This is a genomic window from Sheuella amnicola, from assembly GCF_010499255.1.
Taxonomy (GTDB): Bacteria; Pseudomonadota; Gammaproteobacteria; order Burkholderiales; family Burkholderiaceae_B; genus Zwartia; species Zwartia amnicola.
This window is the reverse complement of record NZ_JAAGRN010000001.1, coordinates 524,190-539,236: the sequence shown is the minus strand read 5'-3', so window position 1 is coordinate 539,236 and position 15,047 is coordinate 524,190. Positions and strand designations below refer to the sequence as shown.

Here is a 15,047-nt window from a genome sequence, read left to right as displayed (position 1 = left end):
TATGAACGCACCGCACGCCATGCAAGTTTTGCGCCGTCCGCTTCCACAAGCAATGATCGATTTTTTGCGTGAGCGCTTCGGCGACCGCTTTTCCCAAGCTGGCGCCGTGCGCGAGCATCACGGCAAGGACGAGTCTCCCTATCCTTCGATGTTGCCTGATGCGGTCGTATTTGCCGAAAGCACCGATGATGTCGTTGTCGTCGTCAATTTGTGCAACGAATTCAACGTGCCGTTGATTCCCTATGGCGCAGGTTCGTCGCTTGAAGGGCATATTCTGGCGATCGAAGGTGGCATCACCATCGATTTGTCCGGCATGAATAAAATACTGTCGCTTAACACCGAGGACTCGACCGTGACGGTGCAGGCGGGCCTGACGCGTAAACAGCTCAATGAACAGATACGGGATTCCGGACTGTTTTTCCCGATCGATCCCGGTGCGGACGCATCGCTTGGCGGCATGTCGGCCACGCGTGCTTCAGGCACCAATGCGGTTCGTTACGGCACCATGCGAGAAAACGTTGTCAATCTGACTGTCGTGACCGCGCAGGGCAAAGTGGTGCGCACCGCCCGGCGCGCGCGCAAGTCCTCCGCAGGGTATGACCTGACCAGAATCTTCGTCGGCAGCGAAGGTACGCTTGGCATCATCACTGAAGTGACGGTCAAGCTTTATCCGCAGCCAGAAGCCGTTTCAGCGGCTGTCTGTAATTTTCCGACAGTCCATGATGCTGTTCAATGCGTCATCCAGACGATTCAGCTTGGCGTGCCGATCGCGCGGGTCGAACTGATGGATCAGAATGCCGTCATCGCCAGTAACCGCTACAGCAAGCTCACGCTGCGCGAAACGCCGTTGTTGTTATTCGAATTCCACGGCAGTCAGGCAGGCGTCAAAGAGCAGGCCGAAACGGTTCAGGAAATCGCTCGCGACAACAATGGCATGGATTTCGAATGGGCTGATCGCCCGGAAGAGCGCACGCGCTTGTGGACGGCACGTCACAACGCCTATTTTGCCGGATTACAGATGCGCCCCGGTTGCAAGGCCAGCACCACCGATGTGTGCGTTCCGATTTCGCGCTTGGCCGAATGCATTGACACGGCAACAAAGGATTTGGCTACTGCAAGCTTTCCTTCGACAATCGTTGGTCATGTCGGGGACGGCAATTTCCACGTGTTGATGATGCTTGATCCCGACAGCCAGGCGGAATGGGCTGAATCCGAAAAGTTGAATAAAAAGCTTGTCAAACAGGCAATAGATGCCGATGGAACCTGTACCGGCGAGCATGGAATCGGCTTGCACAAGATCCAGTTCATGTCTGATGAGCACGGTGAAGACGCATTGGATCTGATGCGCTCATTGAAAAAAGCTTTCGATCCCAACAATATCCTCAACCCGGGCAAGGTTATCCGCTTGGATTAAACCCTGTTCGGGTTAATCCCGTCCTGATTATTTTGTCGGGACGGGATAGTATTTCATCCTATGAATGCCATCACCGAATCGGGGTTTGAGCCCTTGAATATTCCCGCGCCTGAAATCATTGTCCAGGCGCTTCGAGCGGTGTTGCCCGCGCATTGCGTGCTGAGTCGCGAAGAAGATACCAGGCCTTACGAATGTGATGGTTTGTCTCTGTACAGATCATTGCCGATCGCTGTTGTGCTTCCCGAAACCGAAGTTCAGGTTCAGGCTGTGCTCAAGACATGCAGAAAATTGAATGTGCCTGTCGTGGCGCGCGGGGCAGGGACAGGGTTGTCGGGTGGCGCAATGCCGCATGCGCAGGGCGTGTTGCTCGGATTGGCCAAATTCAACCGCATCAAATCGATTGACCGTGATGCCGCAATCGCCGTGGTCGAACCAGGCGTTCGCAATCTGGCAGTTTCGGAGGCTGTCAGTAAATATGGCTTGTATTACGCGCCTGATCCGTCCAGCCAGATCGCCTGCACGATCGGTGGCAACGTTGCCGAGAACTCAGGCGGTGTGCATTGCCTGAAATATGGCTTGACCATTCACAATGTTCTGAAAGTGCGCATGGTCACCATGGACGGCGAAATCATGGAACTCGGTTCGCTGGCGCCCGATAGCGCCGGCCCGGACTTGTTGTCCGTGTTCATTGGGTCCGAGGGTATGTTGGGCGTGGTCACCGAAGTGACCTTGCGTCTGACTCCCAAGCCCGCGCTCGCGCGCGTCATCATGGCCAGCTTCGATGATGTCGAAAAGGCTAGCCAGGCCGTAGCCAGTGTCATTGCCGCGGGCATTATTCCTGCAGGTCTCGAGATGATGGACAAACAGGCCACGCAGATGGTCGAGCCGTTTGTCAAAGCCGGTTATGACACGAATGCAGAGGCGATTCTGTTATGCGAGTCTGATGGTACGGTTGAAGAAGTCGCGGATGAAATCCGCCGCATGGAAGACGTGTTTAAAACCGCAGGGGCTACGCGCCTGCAGGTATCCGAATCCGAAGCTGAAAGATTATTGTTTTGGGCCGGCCGTAAAAACGCTTTTCCCGCCGCCGGTCGCGTATCTCCGGATTACTACTGCATGGATGGCACAATTCCGCGCAGAAGGCTCGGCCATGTGCTCAAGGCGATCCAGCAGATGGAAACGACCTTCAGCATGCGTTGCGCAAACGTCTTTCATGCCGGCGATGGCAATTTGCATCCCCTGATTCTGTTTGATTCGAACATACCCGATGAAGTCCGGCGTGCTGAGGATTTTGGTGCGGCGATTCTAGAGCTGTGCGTTGAGGTGGGCGGCACTATCACCGGCGAGCATGGTGTCGGTATGGAAAAAATCAATCAAATGTGTGTGCAGTTTTCTCGCGACGAGCTTGACATGTTTCTTTCAGTCAAGCGTGCATTCGATCCCGATTGTCTGTTGAACCCCGAGAAAGTGATTCCAACCCTTTCGCGTTGCGCCGAGTACGGCAAGATGCATGTGCATGGCGGAGCGATCGCCTTTCCCGATTTACCGAGATTCTGAAGAAGCAGCATGAAATACGAAATCGCGCAGTTAAGCGAACAGGTGCTGGCTGCGAGAGCCAGCTTCAGGCCCATCCTGGTCTCGGGAGGCAACACTAAATCCTTTTACGGCAATCCAAAGCCGGAATCAAACGATGAAGCCATATCCATGGATATGCGTTCATTGCGAGGTGTGGTCAATTACGAACCCAGTGAGTTGGTGATTACGGCCTATGCGGGTACGCCCTTGCAAGAAATCATGGACTTACTGGATGCTTCCGGCCAGATGTTCGCATTCGATCCACCATCGTTTGGTCAGCATGCGACAGTCGGTGGTTGTGTTTCTGCAGGCCTTTCCGGTCCCGGTCGCTATAGCGCCGGAGCAGTCAAGGATTTTGTGCTGGGTGCCCATTTACTGGATGCGCAGGGCCGGGTGCTCAAATTCGGTGGCGAAGTCATGAAAAACGTTGCCGGCTATGACGTGTCGCGCCTGCTTGCCGGATCAATGGGAATGTTCGGTGCCATTTTGCAGGTATCTCTCAAAGTCGCGCCCAAGCCTTTGCAGATATGTACGCTCGAGTGGGAAATTGATCAGGCACGTTCTCTTCACATGTGCCATTCGTTGCGCGCCCAGCCTCTTCCGGTGAACGCCACTGCATGGGAATCGATCGGCCATGCCGGCCGATTGCGCATGCGCCTTGCCGGTGCACCAGCGGCAATTCAGTCCGCACGAGCCAAACTTGGTGGTGATGTTGTCGCTGATGATGTTGCCCGGACTTATTGGGAAGATTTGCGCGAACAAAGATTGTCCTTTTTCACGACACCTTATTTATGGCGTATTGCGGTTGCGCCCGGCACCCCCGAACTGGATTTGGGACCGACATTGATAGAGTGGGGTGGCGGTCAGCGTTGGATCGCAGCCAATTGCGATCCGGCCGAAATTCGAGCTGTGGCCGAAACCGCGCAAGGCCATGCGACGTTATTTCGTAGGCCGTTTGCAAACGAGCTGCCCGAGCACGGCGTATTTCATCCACTCAGGCCCGAAGTCATGAACGTGATTCGACGGTTGAAACAAGAATTCGATCCGAAGGCGGTGTTCAATCCCGGCCGACTGGTCACAGGAATCTGACAGGTCGCATATGCAAACAAATCTCGCCGAATGGGCGCGCAAGTCTGAAATCGGCAATGAAGCGGACGCTATCCTGAGGCGATGCGTACATTGCGGCTTTTGTACCGCGACATGCCCCACCTATCAGGTCCTGGGTGACGAGCTTGATGGCCCGCGAGGTCGCATTTATCTGATCAAAGAGATGCTGGAAGGCAAGGAGCCAACGCAAGCGACACAGCAGCACCTCGACAGGTGTCTGACGTGCCGCAATTGTGAAACGACCTGTCCATCGGGTGTGCAATACGGACATCTGGTGGATATTGGTCGTCAGCTCGTCGAAGAAAAAGTCCAGCGACCGAAATTACAACAGCTTCAACGTCTGGTGCTGCGCAAAGGCTTGACTTCAACGTTGTTCGCGCCTGCTTATCGGCTTGGCCAATCTATTCGGTCCTGGTTGCCGGAGTCCTTGCAGCGCAAGGTGTTGCCATTGCGCGAAGCCGGTGCGGTGCCGGTCACCCGTCAGCATCCGAGGCAAGTACTGATTCTGTCCGGTTGCGTGCAACCAACCATGATGCCGACGATTGATGCCGCCACGATCCGCGTGCTCGACAAAATAGGCATAGGCACGCAAGTGATTCAGGGGGCAGGGTGCTGCGGCGCCTTGAACTTTCATCTGGATGATCAGCAGACCGCCCTTAAACAAATGCGCCTGAATATCGATGCATGGCTGCCTTGGGTCGAATCGGACAAAATCGATGCCATCGTCATGAACGCATCCGGTTGTGGTGCGATGGTGGCTGAATACGCACATCATTTGCGTCATGACCCGATTTATTTGCCCAAAGCGCAAAAAATCGTTGCACTTGTGAAAGATGTCGCGCAAATTGTTGCACCCCATGCCGATGCGTTGCTTAAGCATATTGATGCACAACGCTTGCCTGCGCGCCCTGCATTTCATCCGCCTTGCACGCTGCAGCACTGGCAGGGATTGCGTCCACTGAGCGAGCAGTTGTTGACCAAGTTGGGATTCAATCTAGCGCCGTTTAACGAAACACATTTGTGTTGCGGTTCTGCAGGAGCGTATTCCGTGCTTCAGCCGGAAATTTCCCAATCATTGCGCGATCGTAAATTGGGCAATATCGATGAAGCTAAACCAGACATGATCATGTCGTCCAACATAGGTTGTATTGGTCATTTACAAAGTGGCACGCCAACACCTGTGAGACACTGGATCGAAGTTGTCGATGCGGCATTGCGCAACTGAACATCATGCTCAGTGATTCGTTTTATGCTCTCGCCCGGATGTACTCCATAGGGCTATAAGCCTTATTTTATGCGGTTCTTGAGGGTATTCCCTTTTTTTAATTTGCCATTAAGGTGCTAAGATTCGCGGTCTAACTGCTTAGCAGATACTCAGCGGAGACGGATCGAATGGCAACGCAAGACGCGCATAAAAACAACTTGATCGTTGGCGAAGGTGTATTGATTACCGGCAAGGTGGAAGCGGCCGGCGAGATGCTTGTGCACGGCACGATTGAAGGCGAGGTCCGCGCCGATACGATCCGTGTCGGCACCAATGGACGTATTGAAGGCGCACTAACCGCTAATCACGTCGAGGTACATGGTTTTATCGGGGATACGGTTCAGGCTAACGAACGCCTGACGGTGCGATCAAGCGCCACGGTTGTCGGTTCGATTCAATACAAGAGTATCGAGATCGAATCCGGCGCCAAAGTCAGCGCCACGCTGCAACAAATTGCGCAAGGTTGATCGATATCGCGCGGTGAATTATTACCGTCGACTCGATAAATTCCCATGCTACAGATCATCTCCAACGCCTTAAAACGACTCTGGGCCAAGCCTGGCTGGATCCAGGCGCTGGAGAACGTTTTACCTGAGTCCGAACCTGCCAAACTGATCATTACCCATTCTGGCGGGGTACAGTATCTTGAAGTCAATCGCAACGAAATCGAAGGCTCTCATCTCACGCTGCAAAGGGCGATCAGGTTTGTATGCTTCGGATTGGCCATGGTGTTTGCCTCGCTGATTATTTATATCGCCTATGTGAATTTTCAAGTTTGGCATCTTGACCGGTCGCTTGCAGACAAAAAAGCCGAACTAGTCACGTTGAACGATGCCATCAATGCATCTCAAACAGTGATCGACAATTCGATCAAAATGGCGCTGGAAGACGATCGTCGGATTCACGTCACACAATTGCGCAAGATTTTGATCGATGCACATCGTAAAGAGGATGTGTTCAGTGAATATATTGCCGCCACCAGCGCGATGATGAAAGCCGATGTCAATCAGCTGAAATCGAGATTGACTGGGGTGGGGCTCGATCCCCACCAGATCGCCAAATCCCGCAAGGCAGGTGTCAATACCTGCGACATGCCCGATCGCATTCAGGTGCTCGATGCAGCAAACAAGCATATCGACAGAGATATCCTGAATCTCTATTCTGAGCGTAACAGACTTGTCGCCATGTACAGCGCCTTACCAAAATTGAATCCTCTCAAGGGATCAAAAGTGACTTCGACATTCGGTTTTCGCGATCATCCTAGGCTAGGTAACGCCCGTGTTCACGAGGGTGTTGACTTTACCTCGCCTGATCGTCGCATTCGGGCTTCCGGGGATGGCGTCGTCAAGTCTGCCGAATTCAAAAACGGTTATGGACTGACTGTCGTGATCGATCATGGACATGGACTCGAAACCGTATACGCCCATCTATCCGAAATCAAGGTCAAAACCGGCCAGAAAGTCGCCGCCTCAGATGCGATCGGCATCACCGGCAACACTGGCATTTCGACGGGTACTCATTTGCACTTCGAAACAAGATTCAATGGCAGGCCCGTTGATCCACTCAAGTTACTTGCAGAGGCTAACTATGTTCGGTAAGAAGAAAGAACTCAAGCTTGACGAACCATCAACACAACAAGTGCCTGTGGTCGCACCTTCCCCAGTGATAGCTCAGTCAACTATCGCAGCATCTGTGGAGCCTGTGATCGTTGAGCAAAACATCGTCGAACCGTCGGTACTTAGTAAAGGGGTTGTGATCAAGGGCGTCATCGAGTCGCCCGGGGCATTGCATTTTCAGTGTCACATCGAAGGCGAGGTGAACGCTCCCCAAATCACCGTGGGACGACATGGCAATATCAAGGGGCGTGTTGACTGCGACTCCCTCACGCTCGACGGTTTCATCGATGGCACCATCGTGTGCACCGAGCTCAAGGCTGGCAATACAGCACACCTTGAGGGCTCGATCAAGTGCGCGACTCTAAATCTGGCTTTGGGCGGCTCTATTAACGGTAAGATCGATATCGGTTAATCCTTTAACGACAATGCTTATGAATAATCGCTGCTCCTATTAATTCCATACACATTTCATGGTTTTTGCCTGGAGATTTCAGGCGTAATATCCGAAACAACGACAGTTTTTCTTGGATAACGCCTGTATGTCGTATCACACGATCTTTCGTTCCTACATTTTGATTGGGTCCGCGATGTCTGCCCTGGCATTAGCTGTGCCCCGGTCGATCGCACAAACGACTTACGATGTGGCCACATTGGCAAGTGCTTGCCTGAATTGCCATCTTGCAACGGGATCAGATGCAACATCAGCATCAGGGTCTACATTGATTGCACCGATTTCAGGCCGCTCTAAAGATGCATTACTGGCTCAGTTGCGTGCCTTTAAATCCGACACGCCGCCAGCGGGTACAACGATTATGAATCGTATCGCTAAAGGGTACAGCGATGATGAGCTGATCGCATTGAGCGAATATTTTTCCAAACAACGCGCCGCGCCATCGACACCTTCTAAGGGGGGTGAAAAATGAGCAGGGACTTAAAGTTTTTATCCGGTAAGCAGCCGAACCAATTGCGTCGTAGCATGTTGAAGTCCATGGGGCAAACAACGGTTGCCGCCTCTGTTTTGAATCACTTCATCCTCGCACCTGTTTTTGCGCAGAAGTCAGCGGGGCGTGTTGTCGTTGTTGGCGGTGGGTTTGGTGGCGCGACTGCGGCAAAGTATCTCAAACTTCGCAATTCAGCGCTCGATGTCACCTTAGTGGAACCCTCTAGTACGTATTACACCTGTCCGTTTTCAAATATGTATCTGGGTGGGTTGCGTCAATACGAGCAGTTGGCGCAAAACTACAACGCCTTGCGAGCAATGGGAGTGCAAGTCATTCATGAATCCGCAACCGATGTGGATGTTACGACCAAATCCCTCAAGCTCAGTAGTGGCAAAGCCATCGCATATGACAAGCTGGTGTTGTCTCCTGGCATTGATTTTCGTTGGAATACATTGTCCGGCTATGATCAGGCTGCCTCAGAACTGGCGCCTCATGCGTGGAAGGCAGGCGCACAAACTGTACTGCTTAAAAAACAGCTGACTGATATGCCTGATGGCGGCGTGTTCATCATGTCTGTGCCGGATAATCCGTATCGTTGTCCACCTGGACCTTACGAGCGTGTCGGCATGATTGCCCATTATTTCAAGGCGTACAAACCTAAATCCAAAATCCTGATTCTGGATGCCAAGGATGTGTTCTCAAAGCAAAGCCTGTTCATGGATGGCTGGAAGCAATATTACGGCGACATGATCGAATGGATCCCTTTGTCCAAAGACGGCAAAGTTGTTCGTGTCGACGCCAAGAATCTGTCTGTTGAAACTGAATTCGGACAAGTACACAAAGCTGCAGTACTCAATGTGATTCCACCTCAAAAGGCCGGACTGATTGCCGAGCGTGCAGGCGTATTGACAAACAGCGGGTGGGCAACGGTCAAGCCACAAACATTCGAGTCCGCGCTTGTGCCTGATGTGTTTGTTGTGGGCGATGCCACTATTGCCAATCCGATGCCCAAGTCGGGTTTTGCCGCTAACGTACAGGGCAAGGTGGTGGCTGCGGCTATTGTCAACGCGTTGGCCGGTCGTGCCCCAGATCCGGCAAAATACGCCAACACCTGCTACAGCCTGATTGCTCCGGACTATGGCATATCGATCACAGGGGTATATGAAGTTGCGGGCGGAAAATTGGCTGAAGTCAAAGGCGCGGGTGGGGTTAGTCCAAAGAGCGCCGATGCATCGTTTAGAAAGCGCGAGGCTGATTACGGGGACGCTTGGTACAACGCCATCACTCGTGACACGTGGGGTTGAGCGTGTCGCGAGTGATTAAAATTTATCAATGCATCACTCTACAGCTTTCACCAGGTCCTCAATGACCTTTTTCGCGTCACCAAACACCATCATGGTTTTATCCAGATAGAACAATTCGTTGTCCAGACCGGCGTAACCCGATGCCATCGAACGTTTGTTGACGATGATTGTTTTAGCCTTATAAGCCTCCAGGATCGGCATGCCGGCGATGGGGGACTTGGGGTCGGTTTTCGCGGCAGGGTTCACCACATCATTGGCACCTAGCACTAGCACCACATCGGTTTGCGCGAATTCGCCGTTGATGTCTTCCATCTCGAACACCTGGTCATAGGGCACTTCGGCTTCGGCAAGCAAAACATTCATGTGACCGGGCATGCGTCCGGCAACCGGATGGATCGCATATTTGACCGTCACGCCATGCTCTGTGAGTTTTTCGGCCAACTCCTTTAATGCATGCTGCGCACGTGCCACGGCCAGACCGTAGCCCGGTACGATCGTGACGGTTTCGGCATTGGTCAGCAAAAATGCCGCATCGTCCGGGCTGCCGGATCGAACCGTACGTTGTGCCTGACCGCCGCCGGTGGCAGCACCCGCATCGCTTGCACCGCCAAAGCCACCGAGAATCACATTAAAGAAGGACCGGTTCATCGCCTTGCACATGATGTAAGACAGAATCGCACCGGATGATCCGACAAGCGATCCCGCAATGATCAGCATTTGGTTGTTGAGCGAAAATCCGATCCCAGCGGCTGCCCAGCCTGAATAGCTGTTGAGCATGGATACCACGACAGGCATGTCCGCCCCACCGATCGGGATGATGATCAGTACACCCAGAACGAATGCGATGATCGTCATCAGCACAAAAGGCGTCCAGCTTTGCGTCAGCATGAACCACAAGCCGCATCCCAGCATCACCAGTGCCAGCACCAGATTGATCATGTGCTGGCCCGCGAACGTCACGGGAGCACCCTGAAACAATCTGAACTTGTACTTGCCCGACAGTTTTCCAAACGCAATCACCGAGCCTGAAAACGTGATTGCGCCGACAAAGGTACCGATAAATAACTCCAGTCGATTGCCAAGCGGAATCGTATTGCCCGACTGGACAATGTTGAACGCCTTGGGATCTGCCACGATGGCGACCGCAATGGCGACGGCAGCCAGACCGATCATGCTGTGCATGAAGGCGACCAGTTCCGGCATTTTGGTCATTTCGACCCGTTTGGCCATGATGGCACCCAGACCACCGCCGATCACCAGGCCAAGAAGCACCCAGCCTAGGCCTATAGCGGGGTTTCGATCGCCGGATAAGCTGTAAATCAAGGCGGCAGTCGTGAGCACTGCAATCACCATGCCAGCCATGCCAAACGCATTGCCCAGCCGCGAGGTGGTGGGATGTGACAACCCTTTAAGCGCCTGGATAAAACAAACCGACGCCACGAGATAAAAGAGAGTGACCAGATTGTTGGAGATCATGCTTTGTCTCCGGCCTTAGTGGCTTTTTTCTTGAACATTTCAAGCATCCGGCGCGTAACAAGAAAGCCGCCAAACACATTGACCGCGGCAAGCGCGGTTGCGAAGACCCCCATGGATCGGGCCAGTCCGTCTTCCGTCAGCGCGGCGGCCAGCATCGCCCCGACAATTACGATGGCGGAAATCGCGTTGGTCACTGCCATCAACGGGGTGTGCAAAGCGGGCGTGACATTCCAGACTACGTGGTATCCCACGTAGATGGCCAGCACGAAGATAATCAGATTGATGATGGTTGGATTGATCGCGTCCATTATGCGTTCCTCAGATTTTTTCCGTCTTCGCAGATCAGGCAGGCCGTAACGATATCGTCTTCGCGGTTGATGACCAGCTTGCCATCCTTGTCGATGATGAGCTTGAGAAAGTCCATCACGTTGCGCGAATAGAGTGCCGACGCATCGGTAGCCAGCATGCCGGGTAGATTGGTCAGGCCGACCAGCGTGACATCGTGCTCCTGCACGACCTTGCCTTTTTGCGATAGAGGGCAATTGCCACCACGTTCGACGGCCAGATCTATGATGACCGAGCCCGGCTTCATCGACCGGACCGTTTCGGCCGAAATCAGGGTGGGAGCAGGGCGTCCCGGGATCAGTGCAGTGGAAATCACAATATCGGCCTGTTTACAGCGTTCGGCAACAAGCGTTGCCTGGCGAGCCATCCACGCAGCCGGCATGGGGCGGGCATAGCCACCGACGCCTTGGGCGATTTCGCGCTCTTCATCAGTTTCGAACGGCACATCAATGAATTTCGCCCCTAATGATTCGACCTGTTCTTTGGCTGCAGGGCGCACATCCGACGCCTCAACCACGGCGCCTAGCCGCTTGGCCGTGGCGATGGCCTGCAATCCGGCGACACCTGTGCCCAGTACAACCACGCGCGCAGCTTTGATGGTGCCGGCAGCGGTCATCATCATCGGAAACATCTTCCCGTAGTAGTGTGCGCCAAGCAAAACCGCCTTGTATCCGGCCAGGTTGGCTTGCGAGGACAGCACATCCAGACTTTGCGCGCGGGTCGTGCGGGGAGCTGCCTCAAGCGCAAACGCCGTCAGACCGGCAGCCGCAATGGCATCGTTGCTTGCGGCATCAAACGGATCCAGCATGCCAACCAGAAAAGCCGTACGGCGCATTTTGGACAATTCTTCCGCATCGGGCGCCCGAACTTTCAGGACCAGATCGGCCCCTAGGGCATCATTGGAATCGGTTAATACCGCGCCGGCCTGCTCATACGCCCCATCGTCGAAGTGCGCGGCTTTGCCTGCTTGACGCTCGATTAAGACCTGATGGCCTGTGGCAACGTATTTTTTGACTGTTTCGGGCGTGGCAGCCACACGGGTTTCACCGTCACGGGTTTCGCGCGGAATTCCGATGCGCATACACGTCTCCTTTCTGGTTATTTTTAGGGTTCCTTCGTTTATACACTAAGGGAATACAATAAAACCATCATGATTGAATCTGTTGTTTCTTCCTCTGGCACTAAAAAACGCGTGGTCGTCGGCATGTCCGGCGGCGTGGACTCGTCCGTGACCGCATGGCTGCTTAAACAGCAGGGCTATGAAGTCGTCGGCTTGTTCATGAAAAACTGGGAAGATGACGACGATTCCGAGTACTGCTCGACCCGTCAGGACTGGCTTGATGCCGCCAGCGTTGCAGACGTGGTGGGTGTCGATATCGAGGCGGTCAATTTTGCTGCCGAATACAAAGACCGGGTTTTTGCCGATTTTTTGCGTGAATATTCAGCCGGACGCACCCCTAATCCCGATGTCCTGTGTAATGCTGAAATCAAGTTCAAGGCCTTTCTGGATCACGCCATGAGCCTGGGGGCTGATCACATCGCTACGGGCCATTATGCACGGGTAAGGTCGGTGCAAACTGATCATGGACAGCGGTTCCAGCTACTTAAGGCGCTCGATCACACTAAAGATCAAAGCTATTTTCTGCATCGCTTGAATCAGGCGCAACTGTCGCGCACTTTGTTTCCTCTTGGCGAAATCCCCAAAACTGAAGTCCGTCGCATAGCGCAAGAGCTGGGCCTTCCCAACGCCGCCAAAAAGGATTCGACCGGTATCTGCTTTATTGGCGAGCGTCCGTTTCGCGAATTTCTGAATCGTTACCTGCCGACACAACCCGGCGCGATCAGAACCGAAGACGGCAAACAAGTCGGTACACATCACGGTTTGTCGTTTTACACGCTGGGCCAGCGCAAGGGCTTGGGCATAGGCGGGGTTAAAGGCTATCAGCAAGCCGATGGCACCGGTGCGACCTGGTATGTCGCCCGCAAAGATTTGGCAACCAATACCTTGTACGTGGTGGACGGACATGATCATCCCTGGTTGTTAAGCCATCAGCTAAAGGCGGATCAAGTCAGTTGGGTAGACGGGCAGGGACCGGTACTTGGCAACTATGCCGCCAAAACCCGTTATCGACAGGCAGATGCCGCCTGCAGGCTGGTCGCCTCGGATGCTGATGGCTTCGAATTGACTTTCCCCGATCCGCAGTGGGCGGTGACGCCCGGACAATCAGCCGTGCTGTATGACGGCGATGTTTGTCTGGGTGGTGGAATCATCAGCTGATTTAAGCCTTATTCGTGAAAACCCTGCTTTTTGCGGGGCAAACCGTACATTCCGAAATGCAGAATTGACCCATCTGTACTGTCAAACTACTATCGCTCAAAGAAATCAAGTGTTGACTGGAGAGGGGCGGTATGTCGAGGTTGAATCGCTGGGCGCAACAACAACCGGATCGCGTAGCACTGGTTGATCTGGGATCCGGTGAGACCCTGACATTCAAAACATTAAATGATCGTGTTCAACGTGCCTCGGTATGGTTGATCGATCAGGGGTTGCCCGTCGGTGCCGGAGTGCTGGTTGTCATGGAGAACCGGTCCGAAATCATCGAAATTGGTTTGGCTGCCCGTCGAACAGGTCTGTATTTCACCGCCGCCAGTACCCACCTGACGCAACCTGAATTAACTCACATCGCATTGGATAGCCATGCTGAGGTCATACTCGTATCTGAACAAACCGCGGGCATTGCCATTGAATTGCTCAAGCGCCCCGAACTTAAGCACCTGAAAGCCTTTTGCGTCGGTAAAAACCTGGACCGACAGCACATCGGTCCATTGTCCGACTATGAGGCCGCACTTGCAGATGCTGATCCCTCCAGAGAGTTACCGTTGCGTCCTTTAGGTCGCGACATGCTTTATTCATCCGGGACAACGGGTTTTCCGAAAGGCATTCGTCGTGCCATGGTCTCGGCGGAAAAGCGCGACGAACCCGAGACCGAAGTCGTCAACTGGGCGAAAAACTTCGGGTTTGACGAGCACAGCGTATATCTTTCACCCGCTCCGCTTTATCACGCAGCGCCACTGCGCTATGTGATGCGCACGATCGAAAACGGCGGCTGTGCGGTCATCATGAAAAAATTCGATGCAGAGCAGGCATTAGCCGCAATCGAAAAGTATTCAGTGACTCATTCGCAGTGGGTGCCGACCATGTTTGTGCGCATGCTTGAGCTGCCCCAGGCCACACGCAAACAATACAACCTGCAATCCATGCGCGTGGCTATCCATGCCGCTGCGCCTTGTCCGGTGCATGTCAAACAGGCCTTGCTTGATTGGTGGGGTGATGTGGTCTACGAGTATTACGCGGGTTCCGAAGGCTTTGGCGTGACCACTATCACTTCTGCCGAGTGGCGCACGCATCCTGGATCGGTTGGTCGTGCAACGCTGGGCGTATTGCATATCGTTGATGAAGACACCGGCAAAGAATTGCCGGCTGGTGAAATCGGAAAAATCTATTTCTCGGGTGGCCCTTCTTTTGCTTACTGGAACGATCCCGAAAAAACCAAAAGTGCCTACAACGAACAAGGCTGGGCAACCTATGGCGACATGGGCTATGTCGATGCAGAGGGCTATCTGTACATGGCCGACCGCCGAACTGACCTCATCCTGTCTGGTGGCGTCAATATCTATCCGCAGGAAATCGAAAACGCCATCAGCCAGCACCCTGCCGTGCAGGACGTAGCGGTGGTGGGTGTTCCGGATGATGTATTCGGACAAGTCCCGAAAGCCATCATCCAGTTGCGTGACCCTGCGCAGGGCGATCAAGCATTGGCCCACTCGATTATCGAATTCTGCGGCCCGCATTTGTCTAAAGTGAAAATGCCGCGCACGATCGTGTTCGAACAGAATTTGCCCAGGCTCGAAACCGGCAAACTGTTGCGCCGCGTGTTGAAAGAGCGCTTCAAAACCGATCCGCAAGCAGGTTATTCAGTCAGACCATCTATCTAAATTCAAGGT

14 protein-coding genes are annotated in these 15,047 nt (G+C 53.6%); 11 read left to right on the top strand and 3 right to left on the bottom strand.

The window, feature by feature from the left end; all coding sequences use genetic code 11:
- The first annotated feature begins 1 nt into the window (after window position 1).
- The 9 genes from G3I67_RS02590 to G3I67_RS02550 all read left to right on the top strand — a co-directional run bounded on the left by G3I67_RS02590 (window position 2) and on the right by G3I67_RS02550 (window position 9,221).
- The gene (locus G3I67_RS02590; protein ID WP_163651382.1) at window positions 2-1,414 is read left to right on the top strand and encodes an FAD-binding oxidoreductase; all 1,413 of its coding nucleotides are present in this window, start codon (window positions 2-4) and stop codon (window positions 1,412-1,414) included.
- 60 nt (window positions 1,415-1,474) lie between these two features.
- Window positions 1,475-2,971 (top strand): FAD-linked oxidase C-terminal domain-containing protein, encoded by a 1,497-nt coding sequence (locus G3I67_RS02585; RefSeq protein ID WP_163651381.1) that lies wholly within the window; start codon window positions 1,475-1,477, stop codon window positions 2,969-2,971.
- A 9-nt stretch (window positions 2,972-2,980) separates the two neighbouring features.
- A complete protein-coding gene (gene glcE / locus G3I67_RS02580) occupies window positions 2,981-4,078 on the top strand; it encodes a glycolate oxidase subunit GlcE (protein ID WP_163651380.1) in 1,098 nt (365 codons plus the stop codon).
- A gap of 10 nt (window positions 4,079-4,088) precedes the next feature.
- Window positions 4,089-5,321 carry a glycolate oxidase subunit GlcF gene (gene glcF, locus G3I67_RS02575; protein WP_163651379.1) on the top strand — a complete coding sequence of 411 codons (1,233 nt, stop codon included), beginning with the start codon at window positions 4,089-4,091 and terminating at the stop codon, window positions 5,319-5,321.
- Window positions 5,322-5,488: 167 nt separating this feature from the next.
- Window positions 5,489-5,827: a bactofilin family protein gene (locus G3I67_RS02570; protein WP_163651378.1), complete on the top strand. Its 339-nt coding sequence runs from the start codon at window positions 5,489-5,491 to the stop codon at window positions 5,825-5,827.
- Between the two features lie 45 nt (window positions 5,828-5,872).
- Window positions 5,873-6,958 (top strand): M23 family metallopeptidase, encoded by a 1,086-nt coding sequence (locus G3I67_RS02565; RefSeq protein ID WP_163651377.1) that lies wholly within the window; start codon window positions 5,873-5,875, stop codon window positions 6,956-6,958.
- Window positions 6,948-7,388, top strand: a complete 441-nt coding sequence (locus G3I67_RS02560) for a bactofilin family protein (protein WP_163651376.1) — start codon at window positions 6,948-6,950, stop codon at window positions 7,386-7,388. Before G3I67_RS02565 ends, G3I67_RS02560 begins: the two co-directional genes overlap by 11 nt.
- 175 nt (window positions 7,389-7,563) lie before the next feature.
- A complete protein-coding gene (locus G3I67_RS02555) occupies window positions 7,564-7,899 on the top strand; it encodes a c-type cytochrome (RefSeq protein ID WP_163651375.1) in 336 nt (111 codons plus the stop codon).
- A 53-nt stretch (window positions 7,900-7,952) separates the two neighbouring features.
- Window positions 7,953-9,221 (top strand): NAD(P)/FAD-dependent oxidoreductase, encoded by a 1,269-nt coding sequence (locus G3I67_RS02550; RefSeq protein ID WP_163651449.1) that lies wholly within the window; start codon window positions 7,953-7,955, stop codon window positions 9,219-9,221.
- A gap of 33 nt (window positions 9,222-9,254) precedes the next feature.
- Here G3I67_RS02550 and G3I67_RS02545 read toward each other — a convergent pair whose 3' ends face one another.
- The 3 genes from G3I67_RS02545 to G3I67_RS02535 are packed head-to-tail and all read right to left on the bottom strand — an operon-like array spanning window position 9,255 to window position 12,123.
- Window positions 9,255-10,697 (bottom strand): NAD(P)(+) transhydrogenase (Re/Si-specific) subunit beta, encoded by a 1,443-nt coding sequence (locus G3I67_RS02545; protein ID WP_163651374.1) that lies wholly within the window; start codon window positions 10,695-10,697, stop codon window positions 9,255-9,257.
- Window positions 10,694-11,005: an NAD(P) transhydrogenase subunit alpha part 2 gene (locus G3I67_RS02540; protein ID WP_163651373.1), complete on the bottom strand. Its 312-nt coding sequence runs from the start codon at window positions 11,003-11,005 to the stop codon at window positions 10,694-10,696. The genes G3I67_RS02545 and G3I67_RS02540 overlap by 4 nt, the downstream gene beginning before the upstream one ends.
- Window positions 11,005-12,123 carry a Re/Si-specific NAD(P)(+) transhydrogenase subunit alpha gene (locus G3I67_RS02535; protein ID WP_163651372.1) on the bottom strand — a complete coding sequence of 373 codons (1,119 nt, stop codon included), beginning with the start codon at window positions 12,121-12,123 and terminating at the stop codon, window positions 11,005-11,007. Before G3I67_RS02535 ends, G3I67_RS02540 begins: the two co-directional genes overlap by 1 nt.
- Before the next feature lie 69 nt (window positions 12,124-12,192).
- Between G3I67_RS02535 and mnmA the strand changes: the two genes are divergently transcribed.
- Window positions 12,193-13,320, top strand: coding sequence for a tRNA 2-thiouridine(34) synthase MnmA (gene mnmA, locus G3I67_RS02530; RefSeq protein WP_163651371.1), 1,128 nt, complete (start codon window positions 12,193-12,195; stop codon window positions 13,318-13,320).
- 131 nt (window positions 13,321-13,451) lie between these two features.
- Window positions 13,452-15,038: an AMP-binding protein gene (locus G3I67_RS02525; protein WP_163651370.1), complete on the top strand. Its 1,587-nt coding sequence runs from the start codon at window positions 13,452-13,454 to the stop codon at window positions 15,036-15,038.
- Window positions 15,039-15,047 lie beyond the last annotated feature (9 nt).

Excerpts from the sequence above, each read along its gene's own strand:
- G3I67_RS02590 (WP_163651382.1), top strand. The coding sequence starts at position 2 with ATGAACGCACCGCACGCCATGCAAGTTTTGCGCCGTCCGCTTCCACAA.
- G3I67_RS02585 (WP_163651381.1), top strand. The coding sequence starts at position 1,475 with ATGAATGCCATCACCGAATCGGGGTTTGAGCCCTTGAATATTCCCGCG.
- glcE (WP_163651380.1), top strand. The coding sequence starts at position 2,981 with ATGAAATACGAAATCGCGCAGTTAAGCGAACAGGTGCTGGCTGCGAGA.
- glcF (WP_163651379.1), top strand. The coding sequence starts at position 4,089 with ATGCAAACAAATCTCGCCGAATGGGCGCGCAAGTCTGAAATCGGCAAT.
- G3I67_RS02570 (WP_163651378.1), top strand. The coding sequence starts at position 5,489 with ATGGCAACGCAAGACGCGCATAAAAACAACTTGATCGTTGGCGAAGGT.
- G3I67_RS02565 (WP_163651377.1), top strand. The coding sequence starts at position 5,873 with ATGCTACAGATCATCTCCAACGCCTTAAAACGACTCTGGGCCAAGCCT.
- G3I67_RS02560 (WP_163651376.1), top strand. The coding sequence starts at position 6,948 with ATGTTCGGTAAGAAGAAAGAACTCAAGCTTGACGAACCATCAACACAA.
- G3I67_RS02555 (WP_163651375.1), top strand. The coding sequence starts at position 7,564 with ATGTCTGCCCTGGCATTAGCTGTGCCCCGGTCGATCGCACAAACGACT.
- G3I67_RS02550 (WP_163651449.1), top strand. The coding sequence starts at position 7,953 with ATGTTGAAGTCCATGGGGCAAACAACGGTTGCCGCCTCTGTTTTGAAT.
- G3I67_RS02545 (WP_163651374.1), bottom strand. The coding sequence starts at position 10,697 with ATGATCTCCAACAATCTGGTCACTCTCTTTTATCTCGTGGCGTCGGTT.
- G3I67_RS02540 (WP_163651373.1), bottom strand. The coding sequence starts at position 11,005 with ATGGACGCGATCAATCCAACCATCATCAATCTGATTATCTTCGTGCTG.
- G3I67_RS02535 (WP_163651372.1), bottom strand. The coding sequence starts at position 12,123 with ATGCGCATCGGAATTCCGCGCGAAACCCGTGACGGTGAAACCCGTGTG.
- mnmA (WP_163651371.1), top strand. The coding sequence starts at position 12,193 with ATGATTGAATCTGTTGTTTCTTCCTCTGGCACTAAAAAACGCGTGGTC.
- G3I67_RS02525 (WP_163651370.1), top strand. The coding sequence starts at position 13,452 with ATGTCGAGGTTGAATCGCTGGGCGCAACAACAACCGGATCGCGTAGCA.